Source organism: Pseudomonas sp. NPDC088444 (assembly GCF_044900175.1).
Classification (GTDB): Bacteria; Pseudomonadota; Gammaproteobacteria; order Pseudomonadales; family Pseudomonadaceae; genus Aquipseudomonas.
This window is the reverse complement of sequence record NZ_JBJDNK010000014.1, coordinates 72,192-87,882: the sequence shown is the minus strand read 5'-3', so window position 1 is coordinate 87,882 and position 15,691 is coordinate 72,192. Positions and strand designations below refer to the sequence as shown.

Here is a 15,691-nt window from a genome sequence, read left to right as displayed (position 1 = left end):
ATGAAAAGCCCAAACCTCAAAACCCCGGCCAACACCTGCGACGCGCACATCCACATCATTGATCCGCGTTTCGCCCCGGCTGATCCCTCAACCCCTGTGGCGCACGGGCAATCGATGGCTGATTACCGCAACGTGCAGACCCGTCTGGGCCTGCGTCGCGCGGTCATCGTGCAGGCCAAGTATTACGCCACCGACAACCGCTGCACCCTTGACGCCATCGCGCAGATGAACGGCCAAGCGCGGGGCATCGCAGTGGTGGACACCTCGGTCACTGAACAGGAACTGATTCGCCTGCATGAAGGCGGCATTCGCGGCCTGCGCTTCAGCCTGTGGAATGCGGGCAATCAGGTGGTCAGCGTGGACATGATCAAACCGCTGGCCGTGCGCATCGCGGAGTTCGGCTGGCATGCGCAGATTCACATGGGTGCCGAGCAGATTCTCGACCAGCAAACATTGTTGGCGAACCTGCCGGTGCCGCTGGTATTCGATCACATGGGGCGTCTGCCTGCGGGTGCGAATGTAAGTCATCCCGCGTTTCGGTTCATCGCCCGGCTGATCGATGCGGACAAGGCCTGGGTCAAGCTAAGCGGGCCTTACCTGAATACGGTCGAAGGCGGCCCGCGGTATGAGGATGTGCGCTCACTGGCGCAGGATTTTGCCACACTGGCGCCGCAGCGCATGGTCTGGGGCAGCGATTGGCCCCACGTCACCGAGGCCCATAAACCTGACGATGCCGACCTGCTGGACCTGTTGCTGGACTGGACCGGCAGCGATGCCGCGCGTCAGGCGATTCTGGCGGACAACCCGGCGCAGCTTTATGGGTTTGAAGATTGAAACGCTGAGCCGGTCTAACGCCTATCCCCTGTGGGAGCTAATCTGACTGGATTTCAGCGGCAACGCTCCCACAGGTAGTGTGCGGTGCTTATCCGCAGGATCAGTGATTCAACAACGCAGCGACGTAATCAACGAACACCCGCGCCTTGGCGCTGGTCATGCGCCCGGCGGGGAATACCGCCCACAGGTCAACGGGCGGCAATGACCAGTCGTCCAGTGCCGTCACCACCTCGCCGCTGGCCAGTTCCGGGGCGAACATCCACTCCGAGGCCATCACCAGCCCAAGGTTGGCTTTCACGGCCGCACGCACACCTTCTGCCGCCGAAACCCGTAATCGTCCCTCGACCGAAACGGTGTGCAGCGCATCGCCCTTGCGCATGTCCCAGGTGTCCCCGCCCAGCCCACGGTTGTAAATGATCGCCTGATGGCCCGCCAACTCGTCGGGATGGGTCGGAATGCCCAGGCACTCGAAATACGCGGGCGTTGCGATGATGCGTCGGCGCCCTTGGGCGATCTTCCTCGCGGTCATGGATGAATCCGGCAGTTCTCCCATGCGCAGGGACACGTCGATTCCCTCTTCCACCAGATCGACACTGCGATCATCCAGCACCACCTCGATGTTCAACTGCGGGTGCTGTTTGAGCAGCGGCCCCAGATAAGGCACCACATGCAAACTGGCGAAGGTCACGGCGGCACTGACCCGCAGCCGCCCGGTAAACCCTGAACCGGCCCCCCGCACGGCGGCATCGGCTTCATCGGCCTGATCCAGCGTGCGTCGGGCCGCTTCGAAGTAGGTCTGCCCGGCCTCGGTGGGCGTCAGGCCTCGGGTGGTGCGCAGTAACAGACGTGTACCCAGCACCTCTTCCAGCGCGGCAATGGATTTCGACACCGCAGGCTGGCCCACACCCAGACGCTTGGCCGCCGCCGAAAACGACCCGGTTTCCACGGCGCAGATAAAGGTTTCCATTGCGGCCAGACGGTCCATGGAGGCTCCTTGTCAGTCAGAGAATTCAACGCACAAAGCCGCCACTAAAAAGTGGCGGCTTTCTTCACAGGCGAAGATCAGCCGCGCAGTGCAGGCAGCAGATCGGTCGGCTCAGGGCGCTGAGTGTAATCCGGATTGACCTCGGCATACTTGATCAGTCCGTCCTGACCGATGACAAAACGTGCTGGCATCGGCAGCACCCAGGCCGGGTCGTCGTTGAAGGTCGGCAGGTCGTTGCCAAAACCTTTGTACAGATCGATCAGATAATCCGGCAGGTTGAAGCGCAGACCAAACGCATCCGCCACTTCGCTTTTCGCGTCGCTGAGAATCAGAAAGGTCAGGTTGTTCTGGCGTACCGACTTGCGGCTGTTGGCTTTGACCTGAGGCGAGATCGCCACCAGGGTCGCGCCCAGTTCCCGGTACTGCGGCAGGGCCGCTTCGAGGGCTTGCAGTTCCATGTTGCAATACGGGCACCACACGCCTCGGTAGAAGCTGATGACCAACGGCCCTTTGGCCAACAGTTCGATGGAGGACACCGGGTTGCCGTCCGAGTCGTTGAGGGTGAAAACCGGGGCCTTGTCGCCGACGTTCAGCGTGCGCTGGGCCTGGCCCGACGCGATCAGTTCATCCGTGGCGCGCTTCATGATGGCGTGGACTTGCGGTGGCGCGTTGTAAGGCGGTTTACCGGCAACGAAATCGGCTTTGAAGGCGTCAAGAGTGGCTTGCAGGGTCATGGCGGTGTTCCTTTTAGTGGGTGAGCGATTCGGTGAGCTCATCCTCTCAATACCCGCCCAGCCTCAGTAGACAGGGCCTGGCGATAACTGCCATGCCTTGGGGGAATGGCCGACGCAGAGGTGCGTTTTTCATGAAAGCATTGCAAAAAGCTGTCATCGCATTGCAACCTCCTGCGATTCTTCGGCTCAGACTATGTCGATACCGGTAAATCGCGCATCATGGCCGCAGTCCGTTCAAGGGAGATCTTCATGCGCTTCACATCATTCACTCGCCTGGCCACGCTTTCGTGGCTGCTGATGGCGACCGGGACGGCGTTGGCCAGCGAAGAAACGCAGTTGATCCAGTCCATCAACACCTATCGTAGCGAGGCGCAGCCCTGCGCCAACGTGGTGTCTCAGGAACTCCCACCGCTGAACACTGACCCGCGTCTGAACCTGCCCGCCAGTGGCGCGGTGGATTTGCAGCCGATGCTGTCCCGCGCGGCGTACCCGATGGTCTCGGTGCAGGCCATCAGTCTGTCTGGCCCGCGTGACGCGCAATCGGCGATGAAAGCGATTCAGGAAAGTTTCTGTCAGGTGGTGCTCAACCCGCAGTTCGTCGATGTGGGCGTGAGCCGCAACGACCGCGACTGGCGCATCGTGCTGGCGCGTCCGTTGCTGGCCGGTGGACTGGGCAACTCGCAGGCTGAAGGCCAGAAAATGCTCGGGCTGATCAACGCCGCCCGCAGCGTGCCTCACCAATGCGGCGGCCAGCCGTATGACCCGGCGTCGCCGCTGACCTGGAACGAGAGCCTGGCCACCGCCGCCGAAGGCCACACCCGCTCCATGGCCAACAACAACTACTTCGACCACAAGGGCCGCAACGGCGGCACGCCTGGCGACCGCGCAGAACTGGCGGGTTACATCGGTCAGGCGATCGGCGAAAACATCGCCGCCGGGCAAGACAGCGCGCGCAAGGTGGTGGAAGGCTGGCTCGCCAGCCCGGGGCATTGCGCCAATATCATGAACCCCTCGTTCAAGGAACTGGGCGCGGCGTACGCGGTGGACCCAAAGAGCGATGCGGGGATTTATTGGACAGCGATGTTTGGGGTGCAACAGTAGGCGTGAGGCAGGTCCGAACTTCATGCAACCCCCTGTGGGAGCCGGCTTGCTGGCGAATGCGTCACGTCAGCTACATTGATGTCGACTGACAGGACGCTTTCGCCAGCAAGCCGGCTCCCACAAGGGATTGTGTACTCCGGGCATCACTTCGCCTTGCCATCCTTGGGCTTGTAAAACAGAAACTTCTCGGTCTCGGCGGTCTTGATGTACTCCGACGCCCACGCCGGCTTCACGTTGCGGTCGTGGAAATACATCGCGCCTTTGGTACGGTCGGTCAGTTGTTGGTTGAGCGCCTTGCGCGCGATTTCCTTGGACGCGGCGTAGCGGTCGTCTTCCTTGACCTGATCGGACTTACCATCACACCACCAGGAAAACTGGCAGGCCTTTTTCTCCGAGCCCTGCTTCACCACGGCGCAAATGGTGTCCGGATAACCCTCGTGCCCCAGGCGATTGAGCACCACGTCCGCCACCCCTTCCATGTCGGCATCGGTGCCGCCCTTGGCTTCCCAATAAATCGTTCGCGACAGGCACACAAGCGCATCATCAACCGCATCCGCACCTGCGGGATCGACGGCCTGGGCCTCGGATTTAGTGATGGTTTCGCTCTTGGGAACCGCAGGCGTGGGGCCGTCTTTCCCGGCGGCTTTTTCTTCCAGCACCTGGGCTTTGCTGGCCACCGCTTCAGGGGCTGAAGCGGCCTCGGCCGCGAATGCCGGAGCGGCCAACAGTGTCATGATCAGGCAGATCGAAAGGGAAACAGGGCGCATCGTCAAACCTTCTGCGTAAAGAGGGAACGTCGAGCCATAACAGCGCCTGAAATATGGCTCGACGAACCCAGCATAGTGGCCTTTTAACTTTGCGCAACGGTGCTGCTGAGGCTACCCCTGAGAAACACGGCCCAACGCCGGTCGCAGCCCCGAGGCAGAGGGCGCGCTCGCAACCGGTTGGTTGTCGGAGGGCACGACCGTTTCCGGCTGCCCGTTAAGTGCCCGGTTCATCTTTTCGGTGTCCAGCGCCCCGACCCACTTGGCGATGGCCATGGTGCCGACACCATTGCCAATGGTGTTGGTAATCGCCCGCGCCTCGGACATGAAACGGTCGACGCCCAACAACAAGACCATCCCTGCCACCGGAATCGTGCCCAGAGAGGCCAACGTTGCGGCGAGAATGATGAAGCCTGAGCCGGTCACCCCCGCCGAGCCTTTGGAAGTGAACATCAGCACCGCCAGCACGATCAACTGGTCGGTCAGGGTCAGCGGCGTGTTAGTGGCCTGGGCGATGAAAATCGCCGCGATGGTGTAGTAAATCGCCTGGCCGTCCGGGTTGAAGGTCAGCCCCGAGGGAATGATCATCCCGGCCACCGGCTTGGACACGCCGGCCTTTTCCATCTTGGCGATCATCTGCGGCAGCACCGATTCCGACGAACTGGTGCCCAGCACAGTGAACAGCTCTTCCTTGATGAAGCGCAGGAACTTCCACAGGCTGAAACCGCTGTAACGGCAGATCGGCCCCAACACGAACATCACGAACAGCGCGCAGGTCAGGTACACGCAGGCCATCAACTTGCCCAGAGAGAAGAGCGAGCCGAAGCCGTACTTGCCAATGGTGAACGCAATCGCGCCAAAGGCCCCGATCGGCGCCAGGCGCATGACCATGTTGACGATGCGAAACATCCCTTGCATCAGGCTGTCCAGCGCGTCGACGAAGAACTTCCCGCGCGGCCCGACCTGCGCCAGCGCCACACCCAACAAAATCGAGAACAGCAGGATTTGCAGCACGTTGCCCTTGGCGAAGGCGTCGACGATGGTGTCAGGGATGATGTTCATGACGAAATCCATGAACGAGTCGTGCTTCACCGCAGCGGTGTAGGTGGCCAGGCTTGAGGTATCGAGCGTCGCGGCGTTGATGTTCATTCCCGCGCCAGGCTTGAACACGTCGACCACGATCAGGCCAACCACCAGCGCCAGGGTCGATACCACCTCGAAATACAGCAGCGCGCGAAAGCCTACACGCCCCAGTTCTTTCATGCTTTCCATGCGCGCGATGCCCGAGACCACGGTGAGGAAGATCACCGGCGCCAGCAGCATCTTGATCAGTTTGATGAAGGCATCGCCCAGGGGTTTGAGCGAGGCCGCAGTGTCGGGCACCAGCACCCCGACGATGGCGCCGAGAATCACGGCGATGAGCACTTGTACGTAGAGCTTGGAGAGCATTTTTTTCATGACAGGGCCCTGATTTTTTATTGTTGTCAGGAAATACCGGAAGGTCGGGCTCTGGCCCGCCTCCCGGCGATGTGCTGCATGACGATTGTGTACGGAATAGGCTCAGCGATTGATCAACGCCAATACCGCATCGGTGATCTGGCGTGTGGTGGCCGTGCCGCCGAGGTCCGGGGTGTGCAGTCCGCTCTCGGTGACCGCTTCGATGGCCGCCATCAGTTCCTTGGCCGCGGCAGGTTCGCCCAAATGCTCCAGCATCATGGCGGCAGTCCAGAAGGTCGCGACCGGGTTGGCCACGCCTTTGCCGGTGATGTCAAAGGCCGAGCCATGAATCGGCTCGAACATCGACGGGAAGTTGCGCGACGGATTGAGGTTGGCGGTTGGTGCGATGCCCAGGCTGCCGGACAGTGCAGCAGCCAGATCCGAGAGTATGTCGGCGTGCAGGTTGGTGGCGACGATCACGTCCAGCGTCGACGGCTTGAGCACCATGCGCGTGGTCACCGCATCCACCAGTTCCTTGTCGATTTTGACGTCCGGGAAGTCCTTGGCCACCTCGTAGAAAATCTCGTCCCACAACACCATGCCGTGACGCTGGGCGTTGGATTTGGTGACCATCGTCAGGTGTTTGCGTGGACGACTTTGCGCCAGTTGGAAGGCGAAGCGATGAATGCGCTCGACCCCGGCGCGGGTGAACACCGACACCTCGGTCGCCACTTCTTCCGGCAAGCCGCGATGCACGCGGCCGCCATTGCCCGAATATTCGCCTTCGGAGTTCTCGCGCACCACCACCCAGTCAATCTGCTCGCCGTTGTGCAGCGGGCTTTTCACCCCCGGCAGGACTCGGGCCGGGCGCACGTTGGCGTACTGGTCAAAACCCTGGCAGATCGGCAGGCGCAGGCCCCACAGCGAAATGTGGTCGGGTACGTTCAGCGCACCGACGGCGCCGAAGAAAATCGCGTCGAAGGTTTTCAGTTCCGCCAGGCCGCCTTCGGGAATGTAGTAGCCATTTTTCAGGTAATTGTCGGAGTTCCAGTCGAAGTGCTTGAAATCCAGCGCGAAGCCGGATTTCTTCGACAGGGCCTGCAACACTTCCACGCCTGCCGCAATGACTTCCACACCGATGCCGTCGCCTGGGATCGCTGCAATTTTATATGCGCTCATGATCAACTCCACTCTCTCTGCATTTTTGTTGTGCCGCTTGAGACGGGCTGTTCAAGCGGGGTGTGAGCGGAGTATATGTAGTGAAACCAACGCGATGATTGACTCAAAATCACTACATCCATAACTCTGAGTTACGAATGAATCAGTCTCTGGATTTGCAGTTTTTCCACCTGCTGGCCAAGCAAGGCAGCCTCGCCGCCACCGCCCGTGAGCTGGGCGTAACGCCTCCGGCGGTGAGCAAACGCCTGAGTGCGCTGGAGGCCCGGCTGGGGATTCGTCTGGTCCATCGCACCACTCGCTCCATGAGCCTGACCGCCGAGGGCGAGGTGTACTTCTCCCACGCGGCGCGGATCCTCACGCAAATCGAAGAAGTGGAACAACTGGTCAGCAGCAGCCGCGCCACGCCCAAGGGGCTGATCCGGGTCAACGCGTCATTGGGGTTCGGGCGGCGCTACATTGGCCCGGCGCTGGCCGCGTTTTTTGCCCGCTATCCGGAGGTGGAAATTCAGCTGGAAATCAGCGACCACCCGCTGGACCTGGCCACCCATGGGTTCGATCTGGGCATCCGCTTCGGCACCCTCCCTGACGCCGCCTTTCATGCGCGCAAGATCGCCTCCAACCGCCGCCTGCTGTGCGCCTCGCCGTTGTACCTGGAAAAGCACGGCGTGCCGACGCGACTGGCGGACTTGCAAGATCACAACTGCATTTTCCTGCGCCAGAACGAAACACCTTATGGCGTGTGGAGCTTCACCAACGGCGGCAAGACACAGAACGTCAAGGTGCGCGGCGCGCTGGGCTGCAATGACGGCGAAGTGGCGCTGAACTGGGCGTTGGAGGGCTATGGGATTTTACTGCGGGCTGAGTGGGACATCGCCCGGTATGTGCGCAGCGGGCGGCTGAGGCTGGTGCTGGAAGACCAGACCCCGACCCGCGCCGACGTATACGCGGTGTATCCGCAGCAGTTGCACCTGTCGGCACGGGTGCGCAGCCTGATCGATTTTCTGGTGGAGCGGTTCAAGCACATCGATCATCTGGAGGAGACGGTTTCGGAGCGGGAGTGATATCTGCGCCCTGGAGCCTGCAGTGTCCAACTGGGTGGAAAAGGGGTCAGGTCAGCCACATCGATACCTAATGAAAGGACGCTTTCGCCAGCAAGCCGGCTCCCACAAGGTTTGCGCCGAATCCAAATCTCGTTTTCAACGCCAAAACTGTGGGAGCCGGCTTGCTGGCGAAAGCGGTTGACTGGCCAGCAAAGACGCCCCACAGGTCAACATTCACTCAAGCCGCTTACAGACCATCCGCCGCATGCAAGGTGCGCAGTTGCAGATCCGCCGCGCTCTTCTTCTGCCACTCCGGCCAGTATTCAGCACGCTTGGCTTCGACGGAGTTCTTGTTGCTTTCGAACCAGTTCAGGGACTTTGTCGAATTGGTCACCAGTTTGGTGTCAGCGATCCAGTCCTTGAAATCGCTGGACTGCGAGCTGTATTCGGCCTTTGGATCACGGGCCACCGGCCACATGGAGAAACGCGCTTTCCACATGCCCATGCGCGGGGTGACCAATGAGTAGTAGGTCTTGCCGGGAGCGAGGTCCGCTTCGAGAAAATCCGCTGCTTCCGACACCACCATGAAGGTGCGATGGCCCGGCGTAGTCGGGTAGGCGACTTTGGTGCCATTGGCCATGATGCCGATAAAACGGGTTTCGCCGCCGGTCACGTCGTACAGCGACGCATCGATTGCCTTGGCGGTAAACGCACTGCGCATGAACACGACTTGGGCGCCGTCCTGCGCGCTTGGCTGAACGGTCTGGTTCTCGACCGGTTGCATCATCGACGAACAGCCGGTCAGCAGCAACGTGCCCATCAAACCCGCGAGGCCCAAAACACCTGAAATACGCATCTACAGCTCCTTGATAAAAATATCCGGCCCGACAACGCGTCGGGCTCAGGGCTGTATCGGCGCAAACGGCTGACGCTTAAGGAAAAACCGAATCCGGGTACTGTCGCGCCTCTTCCGGCACCTGCTCAGTGAAATGTCGCAGATGAGCGAACGCCTGCCCCTGTCCGTCGAACAGGTGACAACGCGCTCCCGACACCCCCACCGACAGCGGCTGCCCAGCCACCACCTGAGACATGCCGTCGCCCTTGATCATCAAGTCATGGCCATCGAGGGTTTCGGCATGAATGAACGTTTCTCCGCCCAAATGCTCGACGACCAGCGCCTTGACCGGGATCTGGGCATCGCCCTGCCCACGCTCGGACAGGTGCTCAGGGCGCAGGCCCAGGGTCAGCGCATCCCCGGCCTTGACCCCCTCGCCTTTGACCGGCACCCGTAATCGCCCGCCGCCCGGCAGCTCGACCTGCACGCCCTCGGCGCTGGCCGCAAGCGCCTGTACCGGCAGAAAACTCATCTGCGGCGAACCGATGAATCCCGCGACGAAACGGTTGCGCGGATGGTGATAAAGCTCCAGTGGCGAGCCGACCTGTTCGATGGTGCCCTTGTTCAACACCACGATCTTGTCGGCCAGGGTCATGGCCTCGACCTGATCGTGAGTCACGTAAACCATGGTGGCTTGCAAATCGGCGTGCAGCTTGGCGATTTCGATGCGCATCTGCACCCGCAGGGAGGCATCGAGGTTGGACAGCGGCTCGTCGAACAAGAAGACTTCCGGCTCGTGCACAATGGCCCGACCAATCGCCACGCGCTGCCTTTGCCCGCCAGACAGGGCCTTTGGCTTGCGCGCCAGCAAGGGTTCCAGTTGCAGAATGCGCGCCGCATTTTGCACCTTGGCGTCGATCTGATCCTTGGGGGTCTTCTGCATCTTCAAGCCGAAGGCGATGTTGTCGTACACCGACATGTGCGGGTACAGCGCGTAGGACTGAAACACCATGGCCACGCCACGGTCGGCGGGCTCCAGGTAGGTCACGTCCCGAGAGCCGATGCGGATTTGCCCCTGAGTGATGCTTTCCAGCCCCGCGATGCAGCGCAGCAGCGTCGACTTGCCGCAACCGGACGGCCCGACGAAAACCACGAATTCGCGGCTTTCGATACTCAGGTGGATGTCATGCAACACCTTGATGTCGCCGTAGGCTTTCTCGACGCCACTCAAACTGAGCTCAGTCAAAATCGTGTCCCCTGGATTTATTGTTGTTTGGGTCTTGCCAACACCGATCACTGTAGGAGTGAGCTTGATACTTGACAGCCAATCTTTTCGCTCTACGATCATTTGTAATTCTAAAAATACAAATGTCAAGGAGTGCACTGAATGCGGGCGGCTTACATCCATGGCATCCGCGACATCCGCATCGGCGAAAAGCCGAAACCGGTGCCGGTGGGCGACGAAATCCTGCTTCGTGTCAGCGCTGTCGGCGTCTGCGGCAGCGACCTGCACTACTTCAAGGAAGGCGCCATCGGCCATGCCCGCATCACCCAGCCGTTCATCGCCGGACACGAATTCGCCGCCCGTGTGGTCGAGGACCATCCAGCGCTGGGCCTCAAGGCCGGGCAACTGGTAGCCGTCGACCCGGCCAAACCCTGCGGTCGTTGCGAATGGTGCCATCGCGGCCATGTGAACCTCTGCCCTCACGTGCAATTCCTCGGTTCTCCACCTCACACCCACGGCGCCATGACCGAGTACATCGTGGTCTCGCCCAGCCAGATTTACACCGTGCCCGACCACTTTACGCCGGTGCAGGCAGTGATGCTGGAGCCGCTGGGCGTGGCGATTCATGCGATGGACCTGGCGGGCAGCAAAAAGCTTTTCGAGACCGTCGCCATTATCGGCTGCGGCCCCATCGGCCTGTGCCTGCTGCAACTGGCGAAAAGGCTCTGCAAGAAGGCCGTCTACGCCATCGACCCGATCAACTACCGCACCGAAAAAGCCCGGCAACTGGGCGCCGATCAAGTGGCCGCCGATCACGCCGCGATTGCCGAATGGACCGATGGCCGGGGCGTGGATCTGGTGCTGGAAGCCACCAACTCGCCCGAAGGTTTCCAGATCGCCGCGCAATCCGCGCGCATCGGCGGCCGGGTGGTGTTGGTGGGCATTCCCGATGGCGATCAGTACGCCCCTCTCAGTGCCTCATTACTGCGTCGCAAGGGCCTGGACATTCGCCTGTCGCGGCGCATGGGCCATGTCTACGACCGGGCGATTCAACTGGTGGCCCAAGGCTGGGTGGATGTCGACTGTCTGGTGACCCACCGCTTCGATTTGCAACAGGCCACTGAGGCCTTCAGCTACCCCTCGGAATTTCTCGACGGCGCCTTGAAGACGATCATCTTGCCCCACCCGGACTGAACACGCGCGTCAGCGCAGACACCGCGTAACCCTCACCAACAACAATAAAGAGGTCACGTAATGAAAAAGCTGGTATGGAATGCCCTCGCCCTGTCGGTCGCACTGGGCACTGCTCTGGGGTCTGCTCCCGCTCAGGCCTGGACCCTCGAAGAGGCCTCGGCGCCGTACAAAGGCACGGAGATCAAGGCGATTTTTCTCGACCGTCCGGGCTATGCGGCTGCCATCAAGCTGCTGCCGGAATTCGAGAAGAAAACCGGGATCAAGGTCAATTACGAAATCATCCCTTACGAGAACACCCGCGAGCAGGAAGTCCTGCGTTTCAGCAGCACCGAGCCGCTGGACGTGGTGCTGACCGATGTGGTGTGGATCGGCGAATTCGCGGGCAACGGCTGGCTGGAGCCAGTCACCACGTTCACCGAAGACCCCAAGCTGGCCGACCCGAACCTCAAGCTCGACGGCTTCTTTCCGATTCTGCTGGAATCCTTCGGCGGCTGGGACGGCAAGACCTACGGCCTGCCGTTCGATAACTACTCGGGCCTGCTGTTCTACAACAAATGCATGCTCAAGGATGCAGGCTTCGACAAGCCGCCAGCGACCTGGGATGAATTGCTGAAGGTCTACGCGCCCAAACTCACCGACAAGGCCAAGGATCGCTACGCCTACGCCCTGCAATCGCGCCGGGGTGAGACTCAGTCGGCGGACAGCTTCATGCGTTTCCTCTGGCCGTTCGGCGGCTCGTTGCTGGACGCCAATTTCAAATCCAACCTCAACGCCAAGGCGTCGCAAGAAGGCCTGCAATTCCGTCAGGACCTGATGAAATTCATGCCGCCGGGCATCGTCGACTACGACCACAACGAGGCGGTCAACGCCCTCGCTCAAGGCAAGGTGGCAATGATCACCGAATGGTCGGCGTTCTACAGCACCCTGGCCGATCCTGCGAAATCGAAGATCACTGATTGCCTGGCCGTGGCCACAGAACCGAAAGGCCCAGCAGGTCTGAAGCCTGCGCTGGGTGGTTTCTCCCTGGGGGTCAACGCCAACTCCGGGGACAAACAGAAAGCCGCCGCTTGGCTCTTCATTCAGTGGGTGACCTCCGAAGCCATGGCCAGGCCGTACCTGGAAGCCGGTGGCGTCAGTGGCCGGATGTCGGTGTACAAAGACCCCGAGGTGCAGAAGAAATACCCGTTCGTACAGCCGATGGTGACCTCGTGGGAAGGCGGCGTGCCTGACTACCGCCCGCGCTTCCCGCAGTGGCCTGAAATCTCTGAAGTGGTGGGTGAAAACGGCACCGCGATCATGCTCGGCAAGAGCAGCGTGACCGATGGCGCCAAGGCCATCGGAACGAAGATGGAGGACATCCTGAAGAAGGCCGGTTACTACGACGGCAAGGTGAAACTGCTGAAGTAATGCACGCGGGATCATTGTGGGAGCCGGCTTGCTGGCGAAAGCGGCGTGTCATTCACCAATGAGGTGTCTGATGTACCACATTCGCCAGCAAGCCGGCTCCCACCGGGATCGCAACATCACCCTACTGTGTATCCGTTTCGAGACTGACCGGCATGCCCACCCCAAAAAAACCGCTGTTCCCCACCCTGTGGAACAACACCCGCGCCGCGTTTTCCTTTCTGGCGCCTGCCACCGTGGCACTGGCGTTGATCGGGATCTTTCCGACCGTCTTTGCGCTGGTCAATTCCTTCCGCCAGTACAACCTCGCACGTCCCAAAGATGCGACGCCCTTCATCGGCTTCGATAACTACCTCAGCGTGCTCAGTGACGCCTCGTTCTGGGCGGCACTGGGCAGAACGGGGTTGTTTTTGATCACCGTGGTGCCCATTCAACTGGCCCTCGGCCTGATCATCGCCCTGCTGCTGCACAAACCCGGCCTGTCGGGCTTCAAGTTGCTGGCACGCATGAGTCTGGTGATACCGCTGGCCACCGCCCCTGCGGTCGCCGGACTGATTGGCCGCTTGATTTTCAACCGCGATTTCGGTGTGGCCAACGCGTTACTCGCGATGCTCAACGCCGGTCCCGTGGAATGGCTGGGCGACACCACCAACGCCTTCATCGCCGTGGCCTTGATGGACATCTGGCAATGGACGCCTTTCTGCGCGCTGGTGCTGCTGGCCGGGCTGACGATGGTGCCCAACGAGATCGAAGAAGCTGCGCGTCTGGAAACCCGCAGCCGCTGGCAGATCGTGCGCTACGTGCAACTGCCGTTCCTGCTGCCCAGCGCCACGGTGATCCTGATCCTGCGCACTGCCGACATCCTGAAAATGTTCGACACCGTGTTCACCATGACCCGTGGCGGACCGGGCGCGGCCACGGAGCTTGTGAGCGTGTACATCCAGCGCGTCGGGTTTCGCGTGTTCGATCAGGGCGTGGCTTCGGCGCAGGCGATTCTGCTGCTGATCCTGACCATCGTGCTGGCGCGGCTGTACATCAAATTCGTGTACCGGGAGATCTGACATGGCCACTGTTTCCGCTGCAAAAATCACGGCCGCACCCGAGCACGTCCGGCCCCGCATGAAGGTCAACGCCTGGCATTTGGTGGGGCTGTTGGCGATCTTTTTGTTCGCTGTGTTTCCCTTCTACTGGATGGTCGCCACCAGCCTCAAGACCCAGGCCGAAACGCTGGCCTCGCCCCCGGTGTGGGCCTTCACGCCGCACCTGGATAACTACATCAAAGTGTTGTTCGAGCGCGACGTGCTGCACAGCCTCGGCAACTCGCTGATCGTCGCGGTGTGCACCACCTTGCTCGCCGTCGGGCTGGGCACGCCTGCCGCTTACGCACTGGCCCGCTTCGAATTCCGGGGCAAGGAAGATTTGTGGTTCTGGTTCATCACCAACCGCATGCTCAGCCCGATTGTCGTGGCGCTGCCAATTTTCCTGATGGCGCGCAATCTGAGCCTGATCGACACCCATCTGGTGCTGATCCTGATTTACCTGACGTTCAACCTGCCCATCGTGGTGTGGATCTGCACCGACCAGTTTCGTGGCGTGCCCAAGGATCTGGACGAAGCTGCGCGCCTGTCCGGGGCCTCGCGCTTCACCATCTTTTGGCGCATTGCCCTGCCGCTGGCCATGCCGGGGGTGGCGGTGTCGGCGATCTTCTCGTTCATCTTTTCCTGGAACGAGCTTTTGTACGCGCTCGTGCTCACCCGCAACGTCGCGCGCACCGCGCCAGTCACCGCCACCAGTTTCATGAGCGGTTATGACTTGCCTTGGGGCGAGATCATGGCCACCGGCACGCTGATCGTGTTCCCGGTGATCATTTTCGCGTTGATGGTTTCCAGGCATCTGGTACAAGGTCTGACCATGGGCGCCGTTAAATAGGCGCTGCCGTTTTCAGCGCCAAGGACACTGCCGTGCAGAATCGCTACCCGGACTTTCTCGCCGACGCCGAACCGGTGAACGCCGAGGATCAACTTAACATTCGCATCGCCTGGTATTACTACGTCAACAACATGACCCAGCAGCAGATCGCCGACCGTCTCGGCATCACCCGCGTACGGGTCAACAAAGCGCTGGCGACCTGCCGCGAAACCGGTGTGGTGCAGATCCGCATCAACTCGCCGCTGGCCTCTTGCGTCGAATTGGAAGAGCGCCTGCAAGCGCGGTTTGGACTGGAACGGGTCACCGTGGTGCCTTCGCCGGACGACCCTTCGAGCATCTTCCGCGTGCTGGGCGTCGGCGTGGCGCCCAGCATCGAGGAATACCTCAACGACGGTTGTAGCATCGCCGTGGGTTGGGGTCGCACCTTGCGTCAGGCGGTGCGCGAACTGCAAGGTCGTCCGTTGCCGAACATGACCGTGGTCTCGCTGCTGGGCGGGCTGCATTACGGCTCGGCAAACAACACGGTAGAGATTGCCTCCAGCCTCGCCACCCTGTTCGGCGGCTCCTACTACTACCTCGCCGCCCCGCTGTTCGCGCCGTCGGAAGCCTATCGTAGGATGATTCTGGAAGAACCCTCGGTGCAGAACGTGCTGGGTAAGGCGCAGCACGCCGATGTGGCGCTGCTGACCGTGGGTGACTTGAGCGAACGCTCGCTGATGCTGGAGTTGGGGCTGGTGAATCCAGAGGATGCTCGCTCTCTGCGCGCTGCCGGTGCCGTGGGTGATTTGCTCGGGCACTGGCTGGACCGCGACGGCATCGAAGTCAATCACCCGCTGAACCGGCGAGCGATTTCGTTAAACCCGGAAGACCTGCGCAAGATCAAGAAGGTGATACTGGTGTCGGGCGGGCCGTACAAGGCCGAGATCATTCGCGCCGTGCTGTTGCGCAATGTCGTGCATGAACTGGTGATCGACGAGAGCGCCGCCCTGGAATTGCTCGATCACGACAACTGATACGCCTCTGGAGCCTG

At 61.0% G+C, this 15,691-nt stretch carries 15 protein-coding genes; 8 read left to right on the top strand and 7 right to left on the bottom strand.

Features of this window, described 5'->3' with window-relative positions; genetic code table 11:
- Positions 1-834 carry an amidohydrolase family protein gene (locus tag ACI2KB_RS24440; RefSeq protein ID WP_404638840.1) on the top strand — a complete coding sequence of 278 codons (834 nt, stop codon included), beginning with the start codon at positions 1-3 and terminating at the stop codon, positions 832-834.
- A gap of 100 nt (positions 835-934) precedes the next feature.
- Here the strand turns inward: ACI2KB_RS24440 and ACI2KB_RS24435 are convergent, their stop codons facing one another.
- Positions 935-1,819 (bottom strand): LysR family transcriptional regulator, encoded by an 885-nt coding sequence (locus ACI2KB_RS24435; RefSeq protein WP_404638838.1) that lies wholly within the window; start codon positions 1,817-1,819, stop codon positions 935-937.
- A 77-nt stretch (positions 1,820-1,896) separates the two neighbouring features.
- A complete protein-coding gene (locus ACI2KB_RS24430; protein WP_404638836.1) occupies positions 1,897-2,553 on the bottom strand; it encodes a peroxiredoxin-like family protein in 657 nt (218 codons plus the stop codon).
- A 249-nt stretch (positions 2,554-2,802) separates the two neighbouring features.
- On the opposite strand from ACI2KB_RS24430, the gene ACI2KB_RS24425 reads away from it, so the two are divergent.
- Positions 2,803-3,654, top strand: coding sequence for a CAP domain-containing protein (locus ACI2KB_RS24425; RefSeq protein WP_404638834.1), 852 nt, complete (start codon positions 2,803-2,805; stop codon positions 3,652-3,654).
- A 143-nt stretch (positions 3,655-3,797) separates the two neighbouring features.
- On the opposite strand, the gene ACI2KB_RS24420 is transcribed toward ACI2KB_RS24425, so the two are convergent.
- From ACI2KB_RS24420 to ACI2KB_RS24410, 3 genes are all read right to left on the bottom strand, one after another.
- A complete protein-coding gene (locus ACI2KB_RS24420; protein ID WP_404638832.1) occupies positions 3,798-4,421 on the bottom strand; it encodes a cell wall hydrolase in 624 nt (207 codons plus the stop codon).
- A gap of 111 nt (positions 4,422-4,532) precedes the next feature.
- Positions 4,533-5,876, bottom strand: coding sequence for a dicarboxylate/amino acid:cation symporter (locus tag ACI2KB_RS24415; protein WP_404638830.1), 1,344 nt, complete (start codon positions 5,874-5,876; stop codon positions 4,533-4,535).
- A gap of 102 nt (positions 5,877-5,978) precedes the next feature.
- The gene (locus ACI2KB_RS24410) at positions 5,979-7,034 is read right to left on the bottom strand and encodes a tartrate dehydrogenase (RefSeq protein ID WP_404638828.1); all 1,056 of its coding nucleotides are present in this window, start codon (positions 7,032-7,034) and stop codon (positions 5,979-5,981) included.
- Positions 7,035-7,171: 137 nt separating this feature from the next.
- Here ACI2KB_RS24410 and ACI2KB_RS24405 point away from each other — a divergent pair, with 137 nt between their 5' ends.
- Positions 7,172-8,095, top strand: coding sequence for a LysR family transcriptional regulator (locus ACI2KB_RS24405; RefSeq protein ID WP_404638826.1), 924 nt, complete (start codon positions 7,172-7,174; stop codon positions 8,093-8,095).
- Positions 8,096-8,321: 226 nt separating this feature from the next.
- On the opposite strand, the gene ACI2KB_RS24400 is transcribed toward ACI2KB_RS24405, so the two are convergent.
- Positions 8,322-8,930, bottom strand: coding sequence for a hypothetical protein (locus tag ACI2KB_RS24400; RefSeq protein ID WP_404638824.1), 609 nt, complete (start codon positions 8,928-8,930; stop codon positions 8,322-8,324).
- 76 nt (positions 8,931-9,006) lie between these two features.
- Positions 9,007-10,155 carry an ABC transporter ATP-binding protein gene (locus tag ACI2KB_RS24395; protein WP_404638822.1) on the bottom strand — a complete coding sequence of 383 codons (1,149 nt, stop codon included), beginning with the start codon at positions 10,153-10,155 and terminating at the stop codon, positions 9,007-9,009.
- 141 nt (positions 10,156-10,296) lie between these two features.
- Between ACI2KB_RS24395 and ACI2KB_RS24390 the strand changes: the two genes are divergently transcribed.
- The 5 genes from ACI2KB_RS24390 (at position 10,297) to ACI2KB_RS24370 (ending at position 15,674) form a co-directional block, all read left to right on the top strand.
- The gene (locus tag ACI2KB_RS24390) at positions 10,297-11,328 is read left to right on the top strand and encodes a zinc-binding dehydrogenase (protein WP_404638820.1); all 1,032 of its coding nucleotides are present in this window, start codon (positions 10,297-10,299) and stop codon (positions 11,326-11,328) included.
- A gap of 60 nt (positions 11,329-11,388) precedes the next feature.
- Positions 11,389-12,735, top strand: coding sequence for an ABC transporter substrate-binding protein (locus tag ACI2KB_RS24385; protein WP_404638818.1), 1,347 nt, complete (start codon positions 11,389-11,391; stop codon positions 12,733-12,735).
- A gap of 152 nt (positions 12,736-12,887) precedes the next feature.
- Positions 12,888-13,793 carry a carbohydrate ABC transporter permease gene (locus ACI2KB_RS24380; protein ID WP_404638816.1) on the top strand — a complete coding sequence of 302 codons (906 nt, stop codon included), beginning with the start codon at positions 12,888-12,890 and terminating at the stop codon, positions 13,791-13,793.
- A 1-nt stretch (position 13,794) separates the two neighbouring features.
- Positions 13,795-14,661: a carbohydrate ABC transporter permease gene (locus ACI2KB_RS24375; protein ID WP_404638814.1), complete on the top strand. Its 867-nt coding sequence runs from the start codon at positions 13,795-13,797 to the stop codon at positions 14,659-14,661.
- 32 nt (positions 14,662-14,693) lie between these two features.
- Positions 14,694-15,674 carry a sugar-binding transcriptional regulator gene (locus ACI2KB_RS24370; protein WP_404638812.1) on the top strand — a complete coding sequence of 327 codons (981 nt, stop codon included), beginning with the start codon at positions 14,694-14,696 and terminating at the stop codon, positions 15,672-15,674.
- The last annotated feature ends 17 nt before the right edge of the window (positions 15,675-15,691 follow it).